Origin of the sequence: Roseicella frigidaeris (assembly GCF_003258945.1) — a bacterium.
GTDB lineage: Bacteria > Pseudomonadota > Alphaproteobacteria > Acetobacterales > Acetobacteraceae > Paracraurococcus > Paracraurococcus frigidaeris.
In genome coordinates this window covers 180,488-199,966 of the sequence record NZ_QLIX01000005.1, presented here as the reverse complement: position 1 = coordinate 199,966, position 19,479 = coordinate 180,488, and the positions used below count along the sequence as shown (strand labels likewise).

Sequence of the window (19,479 nt, the reverse complement as noted above, 5' to 3'; positions counted from 1 at the left end):
GGGGCACCCGGGGAGCGGGAGCAGGGGCGCGGGCGCGGCGGCCGGGCGGGGGAGGGCATGCGATCGGGCCCTTAATCCGGCCCGAGGGCCTGCCACAGGGCGAGGAGCGCCGTCTGCGGCGGCTGGTCGACATGGTGCGTCATGAAGCCCCAGCCCGCCGCGGCGGCGATGGCCGCGATGCCCTCGCGGTGGTGGCGCAGGCGCTCGACATAGATCGGGCGGGCCTCCTCGACCCGGGGCACGAGGATGCTCTGGCCGCCCGCGCCCCATTCGAACAGGACGCGGCCGGCATAGGCCCGGTTGCCCTCGCCGAGCGTTTCCTCCTCCGGGTCGAGCACCTGCAGGATGTGGCCCCGCACCGGCCAGGCGGCGAGGGCGGCGATGGCGGCGTGGATCTCCGGCAGCGGCGCCATGAAGTCGCCGATCAGCACCGCCCGCGCATGCCGTGGCAGGCCGGGATCGGGCACCGGCAGGGCGCGGGACTTGGTCACCAGCCCCATGCTGTCCACCAGGGAGGCGAGGCCGGCCCGGCCGGCATGGCTGCGCCCCGCCCCGCCGATCAGCCGCACCCGCTCGCCGCCGCGCAGCACCAGCGCCGCCAGCGCCGCGGTCAGCAGGTCCGCCCGCTCCCGCTTGCTCGGGCGGCCGGCCGCGAAGCGCCATTCCATCGAGCGCGAGGCGTCCGACCACAGCGCGACCGTCTGCGCCGCCTCCCATTCCGTCTCGCGGATGAAGAGCCGGTCGCTCTTGGCGCTCTGCCGCCAGTCGATGCGGCCGGCGGCATCGCCCGGGAGGAAGGGGCGGAACTGCCAGAAGGCGTCGCCCTGGCCGGCGCGGCGCCGGCCATGCACGCCCTGCAGCACGGTCGCGGCGATCCGGTCGGCGGCGACGACGAGGGGCGGCAGCCGGGCGCCGAGCGCCTCGGCCCGCAGCGCCGTCTGGCCGGGCGCGTCCGGCTTGCGCGGCTCAGCCAAGCTGCGCCTTCAGCGTCTCGATCACATCGGCGATGGCGACGCCCTCGGCGCGGGCGGAGAAATTGAGCGCCATGCGATGCCGCAGCACCGGGGCGGCGAGCGCCAGCACGTCCTCGATCGAGGGGGCGAGGCGGCCATCCAGCACCGCCCGGGCCCGGGTCGCCAGCATCAGCGCCTGCGCCGCCCGCGGCCCCGGGCCCCAGGCGAGCTGCTTGCCGATGCCCGGCAGCGGCGAGGTCTCGGGCCGGGCGCCGCGCACCAGGCGGAGGATGGCGTCCAGCACCCCCTCGCCGACCGGGATGCGGCGGATCAGCGCCTGCGCCGCGATCAGCTCCGGCCCGGTCAGCGCCTGCACCGGCCGGGCATCCTGCGCGCCGGTGGTGGCGAGCAGCATGGCCCGCTCCGCCGCCTCGTCCGGATAGGTGATCTCGACCTCGAGCAGGAAGCGGTCGAGCTGCGCCTCGGGCAGCGGATAGGTGCCCTCCTGCTCGATCGGGTTCTGCGTGGCGAGCACGTGGAAGGGCGTCGGCAGCGCATGGATCTGGCCAGCGACCGCGACGCGGTGCTCCTGCATCGATTGCAGCAGCGCCGACTGCGTGCGCGGGCTGGCGCGGTTGATCTCGTCGGCCATGAGGAGCTGGCAGAAGACCGGACCGGGCAGGAAGCGGAAGGCGCGGCGGCCGGCCTCGCCCTCCTCCAGCACCTCCGAGCCGATGATGTCGGCCGGCATCAGGTCGGGGGTGAACTGCACCCGCCGGGCATCGAGGCCGAGGACGGTGCCGAGCGTCTCGACCAGCTTGGTCTTACCGAGACCGGGGACGCCGACCAGCAGCGCATGGCCGCCGGAGAGCAGGGTGATGAGCGTGTGCTCCACCACCTCCTCCTGGCCGAAGATCACCCGCCCGACCGCCTGCCGCACCCGGTGCAGGCGCTCGCCCAGCGCCTCCACCTCGGCGACCAGGGCGACGGTCTCGCCCGGGCTCGCGTTCGTGCCGTCCGACCTGGAGCCCGCCACTTCAATCATCCCAGACCCGATCCCTATATTGGCCCCGGGCGTCCTCGGCGGCGCCCCGGGGCTGCGGCGTCGCTGCGGCGCCACCCGGACATGTGGATGACAGAGCCTATGGCCAGGGGCGGTTCGGACAAAGCGTTGAATGGGGAGGCAGTCGTGCAGAACCTGATGCGGCCCGTCGGTGGCCTGCCTTGTCCCTCGGGCGGGCCGGGCGCGGCGGCGGGCTCTGGGAGCGCCCCTGGGAACGCCCCTGGGAACGCCCCCAGGGATGCCATGCCCCGCAAGGCCGCGGCGCGCGGCAAGCGCGAGGCCGGCCATTACGACATCCGGATCGACCGGAACGGCACCTGGTACCACGAGGGCGGGGTGATCGGCCGCAAGGAGCTGGTCTGCCTCTTCGCCAGCGTGCTGCAGCGCGGCGAGGACGGCGGCTACTGGCTCGAGACGCCGGTCGAGCGCGGCCGGATCGATGTCGAGGACGCGCCCTTCGTCGCCGTCGAGCTGTGCTGGCGGGATTGCGACTGCGGCGACGGCAAGCCGCGGCAATGCCTCAGCTTCCGCACCAATCTCGACCAGGTGGTGACGGCGGATGCCGAGCATCCGATCCGCGTCCAGGTGGACCCGGTGACGCGCGAGCCGCGGCCCTATGTCACGCTCCGCCCGGGGATCGAGGCCCGCATCAGCCGCCCGGTCTTCTACGAGCTGGTGGCGCTCGGCCAGACCGAGACGGTCGATGGCCGCGAGGTGCTCGGCGTCTGGAGCGAGGGCGCCTTCTTCCCGATCGACGAGATCGGCGCGCTCGACGTCGCGGCGGAATGAGGCAGGCTCGCCTGGCCGGCTCCCCGGCAGCCGCGGCGTGACGCCAGCCGAGATCGCCGCCCGCCTGGCCGACCCGGCGGCGCTGGCGCTGGCCGAGCCCACCGGCTTCGACGATGCCGAGGACCGCGCCCTGCTGCCGGCCCGGCCGGCGGCGGTGCTGGTGCCGATCGTGCTGCATCCGGCGCCGACGGTGCTGCTGACGCTGCGCGCCGCGCGCCTCTCCTCGCATGCCGGGCAGGTGAGCTTCCCCGGCGGCCGGATCGAGGCGGGCGAGACGCCCGAGGCGGCCGCGGTGCGCGAGGCGGCCGAGGAGGTGGGGCTCGATCCCCGCCTGCCGGAGCTGCTCGGCCGGCTGCCGGAGCACCGCACCGGCACCGGCTTCCACATCACCCCGGTGGTCGGGCTGGTGCCGCCGCCGCTCAACCTCGTGCCCGACCCGGCCGAGGTGGAGGAGCCCTTCGAGCTGCCCCTCGCGGTGGTGCTGGACCCGGCGGCGCCGGAGCGGCGGACGGCGGAATGGAAGGGGCGGACCCGGACCTTCTGGGTCTGGCCGCATGAGCGCCACTACATCTGGGGCGCGACCGCGGCGATCCTGGTGAACCTGGCGCGGGTGCTGCGCGGGGCGCCGGCGCGCCCGGCCTGAGCGCGGCGGCGCGGCCGCATCCCCGGACCGCGCGCCGCCCGGTGAGGCCGCCGCGCGCGATGCACGCGCCGGCGCCGCGTTGCTGCTGCTCCCGCCACCCTGTCGCACGGCGCCCCGATGCCCTATCTCCTCGAATTCCTGCTCTTCCTCCTGCCCTTCGCGGCCTATGCGCTCTGGCGCTGGTTCAACCCGGGCATCGAGCCGGGGCCGCGCGTGGTGCTGGCCGGGCTCGCGGGGGTGCTGCTGATGTTCCTCTTCGCCCTCTGGTTCGGGCTCTCGGTCTCGATGCGGCCGCACGAGGCCTATGTGCCGGCGCAGCTCGGCCCCGATGGCCGGGTGGTGCCGGGCCAGCCGGGGAGCGGCCGATGAGAGGTGGGCGGTGACGGCGGACCCGCCGGTCGCGCGGGTGGCGCCGCCGGCCTTCCTCGGCCGCGGCGCGCCGGCGGCGGTGCTCGCGGCGCTGCCCGGCGCGCGGGCGGTGGGCGGGGCGGTGCGGGACGCGCTCGCCGGCCGGCCGGTGCACGATATCGACGTCGCCGCGCCGCTGCCGCCCGCGGCGATCGCCGCCCGGCTGCGCGCCGCCGGGTTGAAGGTGGCCGAGACCGGCCTCGCCCATGGCACGGTGACCGCGGTGCTCGACCACGAGCCGGTCGAGGTGACCAGCCTGCGCCGCGACCTCGCCACCGATGGCCGGCATGCCGAGGTCGAGTGGACCACCGACTGGCGCGAGGACGCGGCGCGGCGCGACTTCACCATCAACGCCATGTCGATGAGCGGCGCCGGCGAGCTCTGGGACTATTTCGGCGGCCGCGCGGACCTCGCCGCCGGGCGGGTGCGCTTCGTCGGCGACCCGGCGACGCGGCTGGCCGAGGACTATCTGCGGGCGCTGCGCTTCTTCCGCTTCCAGGCCCGTTATGGCCGGGGCGCGCCCGATCCGGCGGCGGTCGCGGCCATCCGCGCGGCGGTGCCGGGGCTGGCGCGGCTCTCGGCCGAGCGGGTCTGGATGGAGCTGAAGCGGCTGCTGGCGGCGCCCGACCCACGCGCGGCGCTGGCGCTGATGGCGGAGACGGGGGTGCTGGGCGCTGTGCTGCCGGAGGCGGGGCGGCGCGAGACGCTGGACGAGCTGGTCCGGATCATGGCCGCTGCGGGAGAGGACCCTGACCCGCTGCTCCGCTTCGCCGCTTTGCTCGGCGACTTCGCCGCGCTCGATGCCATCCGCCGCCGCCTGCGTCCTTCGACGGCCGAGGTCCGGATGCTCCAGGGTTTTGGCACGGCGGAGGTGTTGGCGGATGCCCGGCGGACGGAGGATGTCATGATCCGTCGCGGCGATGCCTATGGGCCGGCGGCCGATGACGGCGATCTGCGCCGGGGCCTCTACCTCACCGCCCAGCAAGCGCGCGGTCTCGATGCGCGGCGGCTGCTGATCCGCCAGCAATGGTTGAACCAGGCACGGCAGCGGCGGGGCGACCCGGCCGATTGGGACCATCTGCGGGCCCGCATCGCCACGATGGCGATGCCGGAATTCCCCCTGCTCGGGCGGGATGCGCTCGAGATCGGCCTTGAGCCCGGTCCCGATCTGGGGCGGTGGCTGCGGGGGGTCGAGGCCTGGTGGCTCGCCGGCGGCTGCACCGCCGACCGCGCGGCCTGCCTCGCCCACCTCCGAGAATTGGCCGCCGACCCACCGATCCGATAAACCCCGGCCGCCATGGCCGTCCTCCCCGCCGACCCCTCCTCCCGGGCGCTGATCCGGCGCCTGCTGCGCGACTACCTGGCGCGGCACCGCCGCGGCATCGCCCTCGCCGTGCTCTGCACCCTGGCGCTGGCCGGCCTCACCGCCCTCTATCCGGTCGTCATCCAGCAGGGCTTCGACCGCTTCAGCGCCAACGACCCGAACCTCGCCTGGCTGCTGCCGCTGGTCATCATCGGCGTGACCCTGGGCAAGGCGCTGGCGCAGTACGGCCAGGCGGTGGCGGTGCAATCCGTCGTGCTGCGGGTGATCGAGGCGGTGCAGGGCGACCTGTTCCGGGCGCTCACCCGCGCCGACCTCGCCACGGTGCTGCGCGAGGCGCCCGCCCGCCATGCCAGCCGCTTCACCGTCGATGCGGCGGCGATCCGCGAGGCGCTGACCAAGTCGATCAACGGCGGCGCCGACATCCTCACCGTCCTCGGCCTGGTCGCCTCGATGGTCTGGCTCGACTGGCAGATGTCGCTGATCGCCGCCGCCATGTACCCGGTCGCGGTGCTGCCGATCCTCCGCCTCGGCAAGCGCATCCGGCGCGCCTCGGGCGGGGTGCAGGAGCGGATGGGCGAGACCGCGGCGCAGCTCACCGAGAGCTTCGCCGCCGCCCGGGTGGTGCGCGCCTACCGGCTGGAGGCGGCGGAGGAGGCGCGCGCCAACCGCACCTTCGCCCGGCTGCGCGACAGCCTGCTCGGCATCGCCCGCACCCGCGCCAGCCTCGACCCGATGCTGGAGGCGCTGGGCGGCGTCGCCGTCGCCGCCGTGCTCGGCTTCGTCGGCTGGCGGGTCTCGACCGGGCAGGGCACGGTCGGCGAGTTCACCGGCTTCGTCGCGGCGCTGCTGATCGCCTCCCGCCCGGTGCGGGCCCTCGGCTCGCTGAACGCGGCCTTGCAGGAGGGGCTGGCCGGCCTCGCCCGGGTCTTCGCCGTCATCGACGCGCCGCGCGGCATCCGCGAGGCGCCGGGCGCCGGGCCGCTGCCGGACGGGCGGGGCCGCGTCGTCTTCGAATCGGTCGGCTTCGCCTATGAGGGCACGCCGGACCGGGCGCTGGCCGGCCTCGATTTCACGGCCGCGCCGGGGGAGACGGTGGCGCTGGTCGGCCCCTCGGGCGCCGGCAAGTCGACCGCCCTCGCCCTGGTGCCGCGGCTCTACGACGTCACCGCGGGCCGGGTGCTGCTGGACGGCGCCGATGTGCGGGCGGTGACGCTGGCCAGCCTGCGCGACGCCATCGCCTATGTCGGGCAGGAGGCGGTGATCTTCGACGACACCGTCCTCGCCAACATCGCCTGCGGCCGGCCCGATGCCACCGCCGCCGAGGTGGAGGCGGCGGCGCGGGCGGCGGCGGCGCACGACTTCATCGCCGCCCTGCCGCAGGGCTACGCCACCCTGCTCGGCCCCGGCGGCGGCCGGCTCTCGGGCGGGCAGAAGCAGCGCATCTCCCTCGCCCGGGCGCTGCTGCGCGACCCGCGCGTGCTGCTGCTGGACGAGGCGACGAGCGCCCTCGATGCCGAGAACGAGGCGCTGGTGCAGGCGGCGCTGGCCCGGCTGCGGCAAGGGCGGACGACGCTGGTCATCGCGCATCGGCTGGCGACGGTGCGCGAGGCCGACCGCATCGTGGTGATGCAGGAGGGCCGGGCGGTGGAGCAGGGCACGCATGCGGCGCTGATGGCCGCGGACGGGCTCTATGCGCGGCTGGTGCGCACCCAGGCCTTCGGCGGCGAGGCGGTGCCGGCGGGCTGAGCGGCCGGGCCGCGCCAGGCCGGCCTGCAGCGAGGGTGGCGCGTCAGGCCCGCAACCGCCGGCGGCGCTTCCAACGGTTCGCGCCCGGCGCCCAAGGGACTGCCCATGGGGCCGTTGATGGGGCACCAGCAACGGCCGTCGGGATCAATAACCCGCCTCGTCCTGCCGCAGCCGCCATTCGGCGAGCAGCAGGCGCCGCCGCTTCGGCATGGGCCCGCCGGCCGGCCTGACCCCGAGGATGCGGTCGAGGCGGAAATGCCGGAAATCCCGCCGCAGCTCGCACCAGGCGGCCAGCATCCCGGGCCGGCCGGAATCGTCGAGGGCGATGGGCCAGATGATGCGGTCCGACCCCGCGCCCTGGCGATCGGCATAGCGCAGATGCAGCCGCTGCTCGGCGGCGATGGCCTGGCGGATCGTGGCCGGATGCGAGGCGGCGGGCTCGGGCCCGGTGGTGCGGGCCCGCCCGCGCGGCGCCGGCGCGGGCCCCGGCGGCCGGGGCGGCGGCAGCAGGGCGACGAGCTTGGCCAGGGCCGTCCTGGCCGCCGTCTCGGCCATGGGGTCCTCTCGCTCCGCAACCAGGCACAGGCCGAGGAGCAGCGCGTCGAGCTCCGACTCGGTGAAGCCGGGCGGCGGCGGGGTGGCGGCGCGGGGCAGGGCGGCTCTCCTCGATCAGGGGCCCGGCCGGTGCCGGGCGCATGCAGGGCAGGGGGGCGGGATACGCGCTGGTCCAGGGAGCCATCCTGGCCCCTTCTGGGCCCGGCGTCCCGGCGCGGACCCTGCGCGGTCGAAACCGGAGGACGCCCATCAAAGCCGGGAGAGGATGGGATGGCCTGGGTCTGGCTGACGATCGCCGGTGGCTTCGAGATCGTCTGGGCGGTGCTGCTCAAATACACCGAGGGCTTCAGCCGGCTGCTGCCGAGCGCCGCCACCCTCGCCGCCATGGGGGTCAGCTTCTACTGCATGTCGCGGGCGCTGCAGGTGCTGCCCATGGGCACGGTCTATGCCGTCTGGGTCGGCATCGGCGCCTTCGGCACGGCGCTCTGGGGCATGGCGGTGGAGGGCGACGCGGCCAGCGCCGGCCGCATCCTCTGCCTGGCCCTGATCCTCGGTGGCGTCGCCGGCCTCAAGATGGTGGAGTGAGCGCCGTCAGCGCAGCCCTTTCCAGATCGCCAGCGCCGCGGCGATCGCGACCAGCAGCCGCTGCAGGAAATCCGCCCAGGGGCGGAGCCGCTGCAGCAGGGGCGGACGCGGCGCGGGCAAGGCGGGCGGCGGCTGGCGTTCGGGCATGGGTCATAGGATATCATTCCTAAATAAGCCCTGTCGATCACGATGCGCGCGACCTGGTGCAATTGACGCTATGCCGCACGGCACCATAGAAGGCGTGACGCAGGAAAGCCGCACCTCGCCCGGCCCGGCCCAGCCGCAGGAGTGAAGGATACCGATGTCCATCATGCAGGACTCGCGCGAGGCGACCATGTTCGGTCGCCGAACGGACGGCACGCCCATCCGCCGCCCCCTGTCGCCGCACCTGCAGGTGTACGACATGATGCAGCTGACCAGTGCCCTTTCCATCAGCGGCCGCATCACCGGGGTGGTCTGGTCGGTCGGGCTGCTGGTGCTGGTCTGGTGGCTGGTCGCCACCGCCTCCGGCCCCGGCGCCTACGGCACGGTCTCCTGGTTCCTCTCCTCCTGGCTCGGCGTGCTCGGCCTCTTCGGCCTGACGGCGGCGGCCTGGTTCCACACGCTGAACGGCCTCCGGCACCTCGCCTGGGATGCCGGCTACGGCTTCGACATTCCGACCACCTACAAGACGGGCCAGGCGGTGCTGATCGGGACGGCGGCGATGACCGTGCTGACCTGGCTGATCGCCATCGTCGCCTGGGCCCGCTGAGGATCTCCACCGATGGCCAAGGAACATGCCGCCGACGCCACGATGCGCTCGCCGCTCGGCCGGGTGCGCGGCTTCGGCTCCGCCCATGGCGGCACGCATCACTGGCTGCTGCAGCGCCTGACCTCGGTGGCGCTGCTGCCGCTGACGCTCTGGTTCGCCCTTTCCGCCGCCTCGCTCGCCGGCGCCCCCTATGAGGTGACGCGCGCCTGGATCGCGCATCCCTTCAACGCGGTGCTGCTGCTGGCCGCGATCGCGCTCGCCTTCCACCATACCGCCGCCGGTATGCAGGTGATCATTGAGGACTATGCAAATCGGGAATGGGCCAAGGTCGCCGGAATCTACGGCATCAGGGCCATCTGTTGGTTGCTGGCCATCGCCTCGGCGCTAGCGGTCCTCCGCATCGCCGTCTGAGGCACGAGGGTGAATGAGGGACGGCGCGGCCGTGCCGCGGCGGCCTTGGGCCCCGGATCGCCCCGCCTGGCGCGGGACGGGGGCGGATAGGGACACGGATGATGAACGCGATCAGCATGCCCTCGCAGGGCGCCTACCGGATCATCGACCACACCTATGACGTGGTGGTGGTGGGTGCCGGGGGCGCCGGGCTGCGCGCCACCTTCGGCATGGGCGCCGCCGGCCTGAAGACGGCCTGCATCACCAAGGTCTTCCCGACCCGCAGCCACACCGTGGCCGCCCAGGGCGGCGTCGGCGCCGCGCTCGGCAACATGGGCGAGGACGACTGGCGCTGGCACATGTACGACACCGTGAAGGGGTCGGACTGGCTCGGCGACCAGGACGCCATCGAGTATATGTGCCGCGAGGCGATCCCGGCGATCATCGAGCTCGAGCATTACGGCGTGCCCTTCTCGCGCACCGAGGACGGCAAGATCTACCAGCGGCCCTTCGGCGGCCACATGCAGCACTACGGCAAGACGCCGGCCATGCGCGCCTGCGCCGCCGCCGACCGCACCGGCCACGCCATCCTGCACACGCTCTATCAGCAGAGCCTGAAGCACAACTGCGAGTTCTTCGTCGAGTACATCGCCCTCGACCTGATCATGGACGAGGAGGGCGCCTGCCGCGGCGTCATGGCCTGGTGCCTCGAGGACGGCTCGATCCACCGCTTCCGCGCCCAGACCGTGGTGCTGGCGACCGGCGGCTACGGCCGGGCCTATTTCTCCTGCACCTCCGCCCATACCTGCACCGGCGACGGCGGCGGCATGGTGCTGCGCGCCGGCCTGCCGCTGCAGGACAACGAGTTCGTGCAGTTCCACCCGACCGGCATCTACGGCTCGGGCTGCCTGGTGACCGAGGGCGCCCGCGGCGAGGGCGGCTACCTCACCAACTCCGAGGGCGAGCGCTTCATGGAGCGCTACGCCCCGACCGCGAAGGACCTCGCCAGCCGCGACGTCGTCTCCCGCGCCATGTCGATCGAGATCCGCGAGGGCCGCGGCGTCGGGCCGCTGAAGGACCATATCCACCTGCATCTCGAGCATCTCGGCGCCGAGATCCTGCACGAGCGGCTGCCCGGCATCTCCGAGACGGCGAAGATCTTCGCCGGGGTGGACGTGACGAAGGAGCCGATCCCGATGCTCCCGACCGTCCATTACAACATGGGCGGCATCCCGACGAACATCCATTGCGAGGTGCTGAACCCGACCGCCGAGGACCAGGACCGCGTGGTGCCCGGGCTGATGGCGGTGGGCGAGGCGGCCTGCGTCTCCGTCCACGGCGCCAACCGGCTCGGCACCAACTCGCTGCTCGACCTCGTCGTCTTCGGCCGCGCCGCGGCGCATCGGGCGGCCGACACGCTGAAGCCGGGCGCCGGCCAGCCGCCGCTGCCGCCCAAGGCGGGCGAGCGCGCGCTCGACCGGCTCGACCGCGTGCGCAACGCCAAGGGCGGCACGATGGTCGGCGAGCTGCGGCTCAACATGCAGCGGACCATGCAGACTCATGCCGCGGTGTTCCGCACCTCCGAGCTGCTGCGCGAGGGCGTGGACAAGATGAAGAAGGTCCATGCCGGCTACGACGACATCAAGATCGCCGACCGCAGCCTGATCTGGAACAGCGACCTGGTCGAGGCGCTCGAGCTCGACAACCTCATCGGCAACGCGATGACCACCATCGTCGGCGCCGATGCCCGCAAGGAGAGCCGCGGCGCGCATGCGCAGGAGGACTACCCCGACCGCGACGACCAGAACTGGATGAAGCACACGCTCGCCTGGGTTGACGAGAAGGGCAACGTGAAACTCGACTACCGCGACGTGAAGATGCGGACCCTCACCAACGAGGTCCAGGTCTTCCCGCCGAAGGCGCGCATCTACTAGGCATCGGCCGCGCCCATGCGATCACGGCCCATGCTCCGGCCCCCTGGTTCCAGGGCGGCGTCCCCCGATCGGGCCTGCCCGCCCGAGCGGCCGTCGCTCTAGCAGGGCGCATGGTGCGCCCCGCCTTCCTCCTCCGCTTGTCGGGCCGGTCCCTGCCGGCGGGCGCTCCTGCCCCGCGGCGGCCTGCCCAGGGAACCACCTGACCCATGGCCACCTTCACGCTTCCGAAGAACAGCACGGTCCAGCCAGGCAAGACCTTCAAGGCCGAGCCCGGCGCGAAGAACGTGAAATCCTTCCGGATCTACCGCTTCGATCCCGATTCCGGGCAGAACCCGCACACCGACACCTACGAGATCGACCTCGACAAGTGCGGCCCGATGGTCCTCGACGCGCTCATCAAGATCAAGAACGAGGTCGACAGCACCCTCACCTTCCGCCGCTCCTGCCGCGAGGGCATCTGCGGCTCCTGCTCGATGAACATCGACGGGCTGAACACGCTGGCCTGCCTCAAGCCGATCGAGGACGTGAAGGGCGACGTGAAGATCAGCCCGCTGCCGCATATGCCGGTGGTGAAGGACTTGGTGCCGGACCTGTCGCAGCTCTACGCGCAGCTCCGCTCCGTCGAGCCCTGGCTGAAGTCCGACACCCCGCCGCCGCCGGATGGCGAGCGGCGCCAGTCGAAGGAGGAGCGCGCCAAGCTCGACGGGTTGTGGGAGTGCATCCTCTGCTTCTGCTGCTCCACCGCCTGCCCCTCCTACTGGTGGAACGGCGACCGCTATCTCGGCCCGGCAGTGCTGCTGCAGGCCTATCGCTGGATCGCCGACAGCCGCGACGAGGCGACTGGCTCGCGCCTCGACGCCCTGCAGGACCCATTCCGGCTCTACCGCTGCCACACCATCATGAACTGCACCCGGACCTGCCCGAAGGGGCTGAACCCGGCCGAGGCCATCGGCAAGATCAAGCAGATGATGGTCGAGCGCGATAGCTGAGGCGCGGGCCCGCCGGATCGCGGGCCAGGCCACGGCGTCGCTGCGGCAGGCTGTGTGATGCGCCTGCGGTAGTGGGGCCTTCCTGGGTGGCCGCAAAGCCGCTTCACGGCTTTGCGGGGCGTTCTATCGCGCCGGCGCGGCGAGGTTGTTGGGATCGAGGCCGAGCTCGCGCGCCGTGACGGGGTTCATCTGCCCCGTCGCCTGCAGCCCGCGCCCCTGCTGGAAGCGCTCGATGGCCGCCTGGGTGCTGGCGCCCCAGGCGCCGTCCACCTCGCCGCGATAGAAATTCAGCGCCTTCAGCCGCGTCTGGATGTTCCGCACCGCCGCCGGGTTCAGCGGCTCGGTGGCCATCGCCGCCGGCGTGCCCGGCGCCGGGCCCGCGCCGGGGCCGGCGGCGAGCAGCTCGCTCGGGCTGAGGCCGAGGGTTGCCGCCGTCGCCGGGTTGAGCTGGGTCGAGGGGACCAGCCCGTGCGCCACCTGGAAGCGCTCCAGCGCCGCCTGGCTGTCCGGGCCCCAGATGCCGTCGGCCTTGCCGGCATAGGTGCCGGCCTGCTTCAGCCGCTCCTGCACCGCCGTCACCGCCGCCGGGGCGAGCGGCTGGATGTAGACCAGCGAGGGCGCCTGCTGCGACAGGGCCGGCGCCGCCAGGGCCCCGGCCACGAGCAGGGGCGCCAGCCAGGATCCGAGGCGTTGCATCGCGCTTCCTTTCCGATTCGATGGCAGGTCCTTGCACCGGAACACCGGAAAACCCCTCGCGGTTCGGCGGCGAAGCGGCTGTGATACGGCGCTGCAGCAAGGGAGAGGGGGCATGCCGGGCTGGTTGGCGCGCTGGGGCTTCGGCGCGGTCCTGATGCTGGCGGGGGGCGCGGCGGCGCATCCGCTCGATCCGCTCAGCGCGGCGGAGATCGACGCCGCCGTCGCCGCGCTGCGCCAGGCCGGCGCCGCGGACGATGCGACCCGCTACGTGGCCATCGAGCTGGAGGAGCCGGCGAAGGCGGCGGTGCTCGGCAACCAGCCGGCGCCGCGCCGGGCGCATGTCGTGCTCCGCCGCGGCGCCGCCATGGCCGAGGCCGGCATCGACCTCGCCACGCGCCGCGTCGACGGGCCGCGCCCGATCCCGGGGGCGCAATCCGGCGTGCTGCTCGAGGAATGGGAGCAGGCCTCGACGCTCACCATGGCCGATCCCGACTGGCAGGCGGCGATGCGCCGGCGCGGCTACACGGCCTTCGACAGCCTCTTCTGCGCGCCGCTCACCGTCGGCTGGTTCGGCACCGCGGAGGAGCAGGGCAGGCGGCTGCTGCGCGTGCCCTGCTACGAGACCCGGGGCGCCCGCACCACCGTGCACGGGCGGCCGATCGAGGGGCTCTTCGCCATCGTCGATCTCGGCGCCGGCCGGGTGCTCCGCGTCGTCGACACCGGCGTGGTGCCGGTGCGCGAGGGGCCGGACCGCGCCGACGAGGCGAGCCTCCCCGATCTGCGCGCGCCGCTGCGGCCGGTGCGGCAATCGGCGCCGCTGGGCGGCAATGCCGTCATCGCCGGGCAGCAGGTCGTCTGGGATCACTGGCGCTTCCATCTCCGGCTCGACCGCCGCTTCGGCCCCGTCCTCTCGCTCGCCCGCTGGGCGGAGGACGGGCGGGACCGCATGGTGCTCTACCAGGGCCATGCCTCGGAGATGTTCGTGCCCTACATGGATGCCTCCGAGGCCTGGTACTACCGCTCCTACATGGATATCGGCGAGTACGGCTTCGGCGCGCTCGCCTCGGCGCTCCATCCCGGCACCGACTGCCCGGCCCAGGCGCAGTTCCTGAACGCCACCCTGCCCGGCGACGACGGCAAGCCGATCGAGCTGCCGCGCGTGCTCTGCGTCTTCGAGCGCGACACCGGCAGCCCTGCCTGGCGCCATGCCGAGCTGGTGGACCAGAGCTACGAGGGCCGGCCGGAGATCGAGCTGGTGGTGCGCGGCATCCCGACGGTCGGCAATTACGACTACGTCATGGACTGGGTCTTCACCCAGCGCGGCGAGATCCGCATCGAGGTCGGCGCGACGGGGATGGATGCGGTGAAGGGCGTCGCGGCCCGCAGCATGGCCGATCCCGGCGCGGCGCAGGAGGCGGCGACCGGCATGCTGGTCGCGCCGGGCGCGGTCGGCGTCTGGCACGACCACTACATCTCCTTCCGCCTCGACCTCGATGTCGATGGCCCGGCCAACGGCTTCCGGCGCGAGCGGCTGGTGCCGCGCGTGGCGGAGGCGGGCACGCCGCGCCGCAGCCTCTGGGCGCCGGAGCCCGTGCCGATGCCGGTCGAGGGCGCGGTCACGCCCGGGCATGCGCCGGAGGTCTGGCGGGTGGTGAACCCGGGCGTCACCACGGCGCTCGGCCATCATCCGGGCTATGAGGTGATCCTCGGCCATGGCGCCACCTCGCTGCTCGACCCGGAGGATTTCCCGCAGCGCCGGGCCGCCTTCACCGCCGCGCCGCTCTGGGTCACCGCCTACGATCCGGCCGAGACCCATGCCGCCGGGCCCTGGCCGAACCAGGCGCGGGGCGGCGACGGGCTGCCGCGCTTCGTCGCGCGCGGGCGGTCGGTCGAGGATGCCGATCTCGTCCTCTGGGCGACGATGGGCTTCCACCACCTGACCCGGCCGGAGGACTGGCCGGTGCTGCCGACGAAATGGCACCGGATCGAGCTGAAGCCCTATGGCTTCTTCACCCGCAACCCGGCGATGACGCTGCGGCGGGACTACCGCCAGCCCTGAGGCAGGCCGCGGCGGGGCGGGGGCGCTCCGCCGCGGCCGGGCCGCCGGTCAGAGCAGCAGCCGGTCCCAGACCGGCAGGCCGAGCAGCGCCGCGACGGCAATCATGCCGTAGCAGGTGAGGCGGAAGACCCGCTCGCTGGCCAGGCCGAAGGCGCGCGCGCCGAGGCCGATGCCGAGCGCATAGGCCGGCGCCGCGACGGCGAAGGGGCCGAGCAGCGTCGCCTCCAGCAGGCCCGCCATCGCATAGGCGATGCCGATGAAGACCGCGCCCGCCGCCAGGAACAGCGCGAAATCCGCCCGCAGCTGCCGCGCCGGCCCGTCGCGGCCGAGCAGGTAGGCGAGCACCGGCGGGCCGCTCACCATGGCGACGCCGCCGAGCACGCCGCCGGCCAGCCCGAACCCCAGCGTCACCGGCCGCGAGGGCGTCCCGCGGAAGCGCCAGCCGGAGACGAGCAGGCCGAGCAGGCCGAGGATCACCAGCGCCACGCCCCAGCGCAGCGCCAGCGGATCGGCCAGCGCCAGCACCGTGGCGCCGAGCGGCGTGCCGAGGGCGGCGCCGAGGCTGAGCCAGCCGACCTCCCGGCGATCGGCGATGCGCCAGGCGGCCGGCGTCAGCAGCGCGATGGCGAGCACCTCGATCACCAGCATCAGCGGCGCCGCCTGCCGGGTGCCGAGGCCGATGGAGGCGAGGGGGACGAAGATCAGCGCCGCGCCGAAGCCGGAGAAGCCGCGCGCCAGCCCGGCCGCGAGCGCCGCGACCAGCAGCCAGGCGAGCGCCGCGCCCTGCGGCAGGGAGGGCAGTGCAGCCATGGGACGGTCTCGCTGCCGTCGCGTTCAGGGCGCGGGCGGGGCGCCGGCACGGACGAGGTTGCTGTTGAGGTAGCGGGGATCGCCGCTCACCTCGCGTCCCACCCAGTCGGGCAGCGCGACCGCCTGATCCGGCCGCGCCAGCTCCACCTCGGCGAGGACCAGGCCGGCCAATGGCCCGGCGAACTCGTCCACCTCCCAGATCAGCCCGGCATGCGCGACCCGCGTGCGGGTCTTCTCCAGCACCGGCGGGACGCAGAGCGTCGCCAGCATCGCCGCCGCGTCCGCGGCCGGGATCGGATACTCGTACTCGGCGCGCACCGTCAGGCCGGGGCCCTTGATCGTCAGCACGCCCGCCGCGCCGGCGAGGCGGACCCGCACCACCGGCGCATCGGGGCCGCCGCCATTCGGCAGGTAGCCCTGGCGGTAGGGCAGGCCGGGGCCGAGGGCGGCGCGCCGCCAGCCCTCGCCGGCGACAAGGAATTTCCGCTCGATCTCGGTGGCCATGGCGGCTCCCCCTGCCTCTGCCCCATGGCGCGGCTGGCGCGCCGATGCGGAGGGATGGCGCGCCTGGCCGCCGAGGACAAGACGCGATCCCGGGATCGCGGCGCGGCGGCCCCGGGGCGGCATCCAGTCGGCCGCCCACCCCATGGTTCACGGCGCCGCGCGCCTGCGCGACACTGCGCGCACCGGGGAGGAGAAGGATCATGGAGCGGACGGTCGGCATCATCGGCCTCGGCATCATGGGCGGCGCCATCGCCCGCAACCTGCATGCGGAGGGATGGCGCGTCTTCGGCGTCGATCCCGATCCCTCCCGCTGCGCCGCCCTCGCCGCCGATGGCCTGCGCATCCTGGCCGATGCCGCGGCGGCGGCGCGCGAGGCGCCGCTGCTGCTCTCCAGCCTGCCGGCGGCGTCGGCGCTGCGGGCCACCGCCGAGGCGGTCGCCGGCGCCGGGCTGCCGCCGCGCATCCTGGTCGAGACCAGCACCTTCGCCCTCGAGGACAAGCAGGAGGCGGAGGCGGTGCTGCGCGCGGCTGGGCATGTCATGCTCGACTGCCCGCTCTCCGGCACCGGGGCGCAGGCGGCGCGGCGCGACCTCGTCGTCTATGCCAGCGGCGACAGCGAGGCGATCGGCCGCTGCGCGCCGCTCTTCGCCGGCTTCGCGCGGGCCACGCACGACCTCGGCGCCTTCGGCAACGGCACCCGGATGAAGCTCGTCGCTAACCTGCTGGTGGCGATCCACAACCTCGCCGCGGCCGAGGCGATGGTGCTGGCGGAGAAGGCCGGCCTCGATCCGGAGCGGGTCTTCGAGCTGGTGCGGAGCGGCGCCGGCACCTCGCGCGTCTTCGAGCTGCGGGCGCCGATGATGGCGGCGCGCCGCTACGCGCCGCCGACCATGCGCAACGCCCTCTGGAGCAAGGACCTCGCGGTGATCGGCGGCTTCGCCGCGGCGCTGGACTGCCCGCTGCCGCTGTTCAGCGCCGTGCTGCCGCTGCATGCGGCGACGCTGGCCGAGGGCCATGGCGAGGAGGACACCGCCGCCGTGCATGCCGTGCTGTCGCGGCTCGCCGGGCTGCCGCGATAGAGCGTGATCGCCTGAGGTGGACTCACCGAGACGCGTGACTCACGCGATCAAACAACGGCCCGGACCATGGTCTGGAGCAGGTCCCGATCAGGTGGATTCACCTGATCGGGTGACGATGCCGCGGCGCCGGGCCGCCGGGCTCAGGTGTGGATGCCGTCGAGGTCCTTGCCGGCATGCTCCGGGCTGAACAGCCACACCACCGCCGCCTGGCCCAGCATGAAGACCGGGATGACGAGGAAGGCGAGGTGGAAGCTGCCCGTCGCCTCGCGGATCCAGACCGAGACGAAGGGCCAGAGCACGTAGCCGATGAAGAAGGCGAGGGCCCAGGAGAAGCCGTTGCCGACGCCGCGGATGCGCGTCGGGTACATCTCGGCGGTATAGGTGGTCGCCGGCCCCCAGACGCCGAGGAAGCCGATGCTCCAGAGCAGGCCGAAGATCCAGAGCAGCGTCCGGTCCACGGAATAGATCCAGAGCGTGAGGAAGATCGCGCCCTCGACCAGCATCAGCACGAAGGCGAGCCGCCGGCCGAGCAGGTCGGAGATCCAGCCCGCGCCGGCGATGCCGACCACGCCGATCAGGCCCCAGGCGATGTAGAAGCTGCTGTACTCCGCCGTCGTCCAGCCATGCGCCTCCTTCAGGAAGAGCGGCATCCAGAGCCCGACGGTCGAGAAGGCGATGAGGTTGGTGACGGCGACGAAGGTCGCCAGGATGGTGTTGCGGCGCATGTCCGGCAGGAAGAGCTGCCGCAGCCCCACCTTGTCGGCCTTGCTGAACCACTGCCGGTCCTCGTCGCTCAGCGTCCGGCCGGCCGCGATCTCGGCGCGGATGCGCTGCTTGCGGTCGGTGGTGCGCACCCAGTAGGGCGATTCCGGGCAGAGGAAGCGCACATAGACGGCGAGCAGCGCCACGACCGCCGGCAGCACGAAGGCGCCGCGCCAGCCCCATTGCCCGACGACGAGGGCGGTGATGGTGCCGGCCAGCGCCGCGCCGACGCCCCAGGCGGCGCGGTTGCAACTGACGATGCGGGCGCGCAGCCGCGCCGGCCAGGTCTCGGCCACGAGCATGGAGCCGATCGCCCATTCGCCGTTGAGCGCGAAGCGGACGATCGAGTAGGCGGCGACGAAGAAGCCCCAGGTCGGGGCCAGCGCCACCAGCGGCATCATCAGCGAGAACATGGCGATGTTGATGGCCAGCAGCGTGCGCCGGCCGAAGCGGTCCGCCAGCCAGGGCCAGAGATAGAGGCCGATGATGCCGACCAGCATCGCGATCTGCACGCCGGTGCGGTATTCCGGCAGCGAGACGGCGAACTCCGCCATCACCAGCGGCGCGACGAGGGAGAAGATGGCCCCGTCCATGCCATCGAAGCCCCAGCCGAGGCCATTCGCCCAGGCGATGTGCCAATGGGTCTTGGTCAGCCGCTCCTGCTGCGCCGCGTTGCGGTAGGCGGCCGAGCGCAGATGCCGCTCCTCCAGCGGGCCCGCGGCCGGGGGGAGGGCTGCATCGCCGGCGAATAATTCGCAGGCTACCGGTTGGCGCGGCGCACCGCCGCCGAGCGTTGTCGAACTCATGGACGTCCTCCTCTCGGTCCCGCCGGCATGTGTTCATGCTCGGCCGCATCCTGTTGCGTGTCCGGACCATTGCTGCGCTCGGGCCGGTCCCGCGGGCGGGCCGGCACCGGTGGCCATGCTGCGATGGGAGCAGCCGGCGCGGCAACATCTCCGTCACGGTGCGGCGACGATGGGTTCATGCGTAACGGTGCGGACAGGGAATATATAACTCGCGCCGGCCGCCTCGCCGCGCGGCTGTGTCGCGTGCGCGACACGCGCCGCCGGGCTTGCCGCTTTCCTGGGCGCGGCGAGGTTTTGCCATGGCCGCGCGCGATGTATGATGGGGGTTCGAGCCGGACGCCCCCGTTTGGGGAGCGGGACCGCCCGGCGCGCCGGAAGGGGACAGAACGGGCATCATGACGGCACAGCGGGAGCTGGCCGCGCTGTCCTTCGAGGACGCGCTGCAGGAGTTGGAGGAGATCGTGCGGTCGCTGGAGGGGGGCAAGGGCACCCTGGCCCAGGCGATCGCGGATTACGAGCGCGGATCGGCGCTGCGGCAGCATTGCGAACGGAAGCTGGCGGAGGCCGAGGCGAAGGTGCAGGCCATCGTCGAGGGGCCGGGCGGGCCGACGCTGCGCGATGTCGAGTGAGGTT

The 19,479-nt window shown here is 73.5% G+C and carries 21 protein-coding genes; 13 read left to right on the top strand and 8 right to left on the bottom strand.

The annotated features are described in order from the left end of the window. Nucleotides 1-71: 71 nt before the first annotated feature. Both DOO78_RS09750 and DOO78_RS09745 read right to left on the bottom strand, forming a co-directional pair. Nucleotides 72-974: a DUF58 domain-containing protein gene (locus DOO78_RS09750; RefSeq protein WP_111469558.1), complete on the bottom strand. Its 903-nt coding sequence runs from the start codon at nucleotides 972-974 to the stop codon at nucleotides 72-74. After that, nucleotides 967-1,998, bottom strand: a complete 1,032-nt coding sequence (locus DOO78_RS09745) for an AAA family ATPase (RefSeq protein ID WP_111469557.1) — start codon at nucleotides 1,996-1,998, stop codon at nucleotides 967-969. The genes DOO78_RS09750 and DOO78_RS09745 overlap by 8 nt, the downstream gene beginning before the upstream one ends. A 261-nt stretch (nucleotides 1,999-2,259) precedes the next feature. On the opposite strand from DOO78_RS09745, the gene DOO78_RS09740 reads away from it, so the two are divergent. From DOO78_RS09740 to DOO78_RS09720, 5 genes are all read left to right on the top strand, one after another. Further along, nucleotides 2,260-2,805 carry a DUF1285 domain-containing protein gene (locus DOO78_RS09740; RefSeq protein ID WP_243634485.1) on the top strand — a complete coding sequence of 182 codons (546 nt, stop codon included), beginning with the start codon at nucleotides 2,260-2,262 and terminating at the stop codon, nucleotides 2,803-2,805. Nucleotides 2,806-2,842: 37 nt separating this feature from the next. Further along, nucleotides 2,843-3,448 (top strand): CoA pyrophosphatase, encoded by a 606-nt coding sequence (locus DOO78_RS09735; protein ID WP_243634484.1) that lies wholly within the window; start codon nucleotides 2,843-2,845, stop codon nucleotides 3,446-3,448. A gap of 117 nt (nucleotides 3,449-3,565) precedes the next feature. Beyond that, nucleotides 3,566-3,817, top strand: coding sequence for a hypothetical protein (locus DOO78_RS09730; RefSeq protein ID WP_111469555.1), 252 nt, complete (start codon nucleotides 3,566-3,568; stop codon nucleotides 3,815-3,817). A gap of 10 nt (nucleotides 3,818-3,827) precedes the next feature. Continuing rightward, the gene (locus DOO78_RS09725; RefSeq protein WP_243634483.1) at nucleotides 3,828-5,141 is read left to right on the top strand and encodes a CCA tRNA nucleotidyltransferase; all 1,314 of its coding nucleotides are present in this window, start codon (nucleotides 3,828-3,830) and stop codon (nucleotides 5,139-5,141) included. 12 nt (nucleotides 5,142-5,153) lie between these two features. Continuing rightward, a complete protein-coding gene (locus tag DOO78_RS09720) occupies nucleotides 5,154-6,926 on the top strand; it encodes an ABC transporter ATP-binding protein (RefSeq protein ID WP_111469553.1) in 1,773 nt (590 codons plus the stop codon). A gap of 144 nt (nucleotides 6,927-7,070) precedes the next feature. Here the strand turns inward: DOO78_RS09720 and DOO78_RS09715 are convergent, their stop codons facing one another. Beyond that, nucleotides 7,071-7,481 (bottom strand): helix-turn-helix transcriptional regulator, encoded by a 411-nt coding sequence (locus DOO78_RS09715; RefSeq protein WP_111469552.1) that lies wholly within the window; start codon nucleotides 7,479-7,481, stop codon nucleotides 7,071-7,073. A gap of 270 nt (nucleotides 7,482-7,751) precedes the next feature. Between DOO78_RS09715 and DOO78_RS09710 the strand changes: the two genes are divergently transcribed. After that, nucleotides 7,752-8,066, top strand: a complete 315-nt coding sequence (locus DOO78_RS09710) for a DMT family transporter (protein ID WP_111469551.1) — start codon at nucleotides 7,752-7,754, stop codon at nucleotides 8,064-8,066. 6 nt (nucleotides 8,067-8,072) lie between these two features. Here DOO78_RS09710 and DOO78_RS27440 read toward each other — a convergent pair whose 3' ends face one another. Continuing rightward, nucleotides 8,073-8,213: a hypothetical protein gene (locus DOO78_RS27440; protein WP_165838811.1), complete on the bottom strand. Its 141-nt coding sequence runs from the start codon at nucleotides 8,211-8,213 to the stop codon at nucleotides 8,073-8,075. Between the two features lie 154 nt (nucleotides 8,214-8,367). On the opposite strand from DOO78_RS27440, the gene sdhC reads away from it, so the two are divergent. The 4 genes from sdhC to DOO78_RS09690 all read left to right on the top strand — a co-directional run bounded on the left by sdhC (nucleotide 8,368) and on the right by DOO78_RS09690 (nucleotide 12,130). Beyond that, nucleotides 8,368-8,817: a succinate dehydrogenase, cytochrome b556 subunit gene (gene sdhC, locus DOO78_RS09705; RefSeq protein WP_111469550.1), complete on the top strand. Its 450-nt coding sequence runs from the start codon at nucleotides 8,368-8,370 to the stop codon at nucleotides 8,815-8,817. Between the two features lie 12 nt (nucleotides 8,818-8,829). Continuing rightward, complete coding sequence (gene sdhD, locus DOO78_RS09700) at nucleotides 8,830-9,228, top strand: succinate dehydrogenase, hydrophobic membrane anchor protein (protein ID WP_111469549.1); 399 nt, start codon at nucleotides 8,830-8,832, stop codon at nucleotides 9,226-9,228. A 101-nt stretch (nucleotides 9,229-9,329) separates the two neighbouring features. Further along, complete coding sequence (sdhA, locus tag DOO78_RS09695) at nucleotides 9,330-11,141, top strand: succinate dehydrogenase flavoprotein subunit (RefSeq protein ID WP_111469656.1); 1,812 nt, start codon at nucleotides 9,330-9,332, stop codon at nucleotides 11,139-11,141. Nucleotides 11,142-11,347: 206 nt separating this feature from the next. Next, nucleotides 11,348-12,130 carry a succinate dehydrogenase iron-sulfur subunit gene (locus DOO78_RS09690; RefSeq protein WP_111469548.1) on the top strand — a complete coding sequence of 261 codons (783 nt, stop codon included), beginning with the start codon at nucleotides 11,348-11,350 and terminating at the stop codon, nucleotides 12,128-12,130. Between the two features lie 123 nt (nucleotides 12,131-12,253). Here DOO78_RS09690 and DOO78_RS09685 read toward each other — a convergent pair whose 3' ends face one another. Beyond that, nucleotides 12,254-12,826 (bottom strand): peptidoglycan-binding domain-containing protein, encoded by a 573-nt coding sequence (locus tag DOO78_RS09685; protein WP_165838810.1) that lies wholly within the window; start codon nucleotides 12,824-12,826, stop codon nucleotides 12,254-12,256. 112 nt (nucleotides 12,827-12,938) lie between these two features. Here DOO78_RS09685 and DOO78_RS09680 point away from each other — a divergent pair, with 112 nt between their 5' ends. Then, nucleotides 12,939-14,885: a copper amine oxidase gene (locus tag DOO78_RS09680; RefSeq protein WP_111469546.1), complete on the top strand. Its 1,947-nt coding sequence runs from the start codon at nucleotides 12,939-12,941 to the stop codon at nucleotides 14,883-14,885. 48 nt (nucleotides 14,886-14,933) lie between these two features. Here the strand turns inward: DOO78_RS09680 and DOO78_RS09675 are convergent, their stop codons facing one another. Together DOO78_RS09675 and DOO78_RS09670 are read right to left on the bottom strand one after the other, a co-directional pair. Next, nucleotides 14,934-15,695, bottom strand: a complete 762-nt coding sequence (locus DOO78_RS09675; protein ID WP_111469545.1) for a sulfite exporter TauE/SafE family protein — start codon at nucleotides 15,693-15,695, stop codon at nucleotides 14,934-14,936. Between the two features lie 24 nt (nucleotides 15,696-15,719). Then, on the bottom strand, nucleotides 15,720-16,199 hold the full coding sequence (locus DOO78_RS09670) for a CYTH domain-containing protein (RefSeq protein ID WP_111469544.1): 480 nt from the start codon (nucleotides 16,197-16,199) through the stop codon (nucleotides 15,720-15,722). A 200-nt stretch (nucleotides 16,200-16,399) separates the two neighbouring features. Between DOO78_RS09670 and DOO78_RS09665 the strand changes: the two genes are divergently transcribed. Beyond that, a complete protein-coding gene (locus DOO78_RS09665) occupies nucleotides 16,400-17,278 on the top strand; it encodes an NAD(P)-dependent oxidoreductase (protein ID WP_165838809.1) in 879 nt (292 codons plus the stop codon). Between the two features lie 140 nt (nucleotides 17,279-17,418). On the opposite strand, the gene DOO78_RS09660 is transcribed toward DOO78_RS09665, so the two are convergent. Further along, a complete protein-coding gene (locus DOO78_RS09660; RefSeq protein WP_111469542.1) occupies nucleotides 17,419-18,846 on the bottom strand; it encodes an MFS transporter in 1,428 nt (475 codons plus the stop codon). A gap of 395 nt (nucleotides 18,847-19,241) precedes the next feature. On the opposite strand from DOO78_RS09660, the gene DOO78_RS09655 reads away from it, so the two are divergent. Next, nucleotides 19,242-19,475, top strand: coding sequence for an exodeoxyribonuclease VII small subunit (locus DOO78_RS09655; RefSeq protein ID WP_111469541.1), 234 nt, complete (start codon nucleotides 19,242-19,244; stop codon nucleotides 19,473-19,475). Nucleotides 19,476-19,479: the final 4 nt, after the last annotated feature.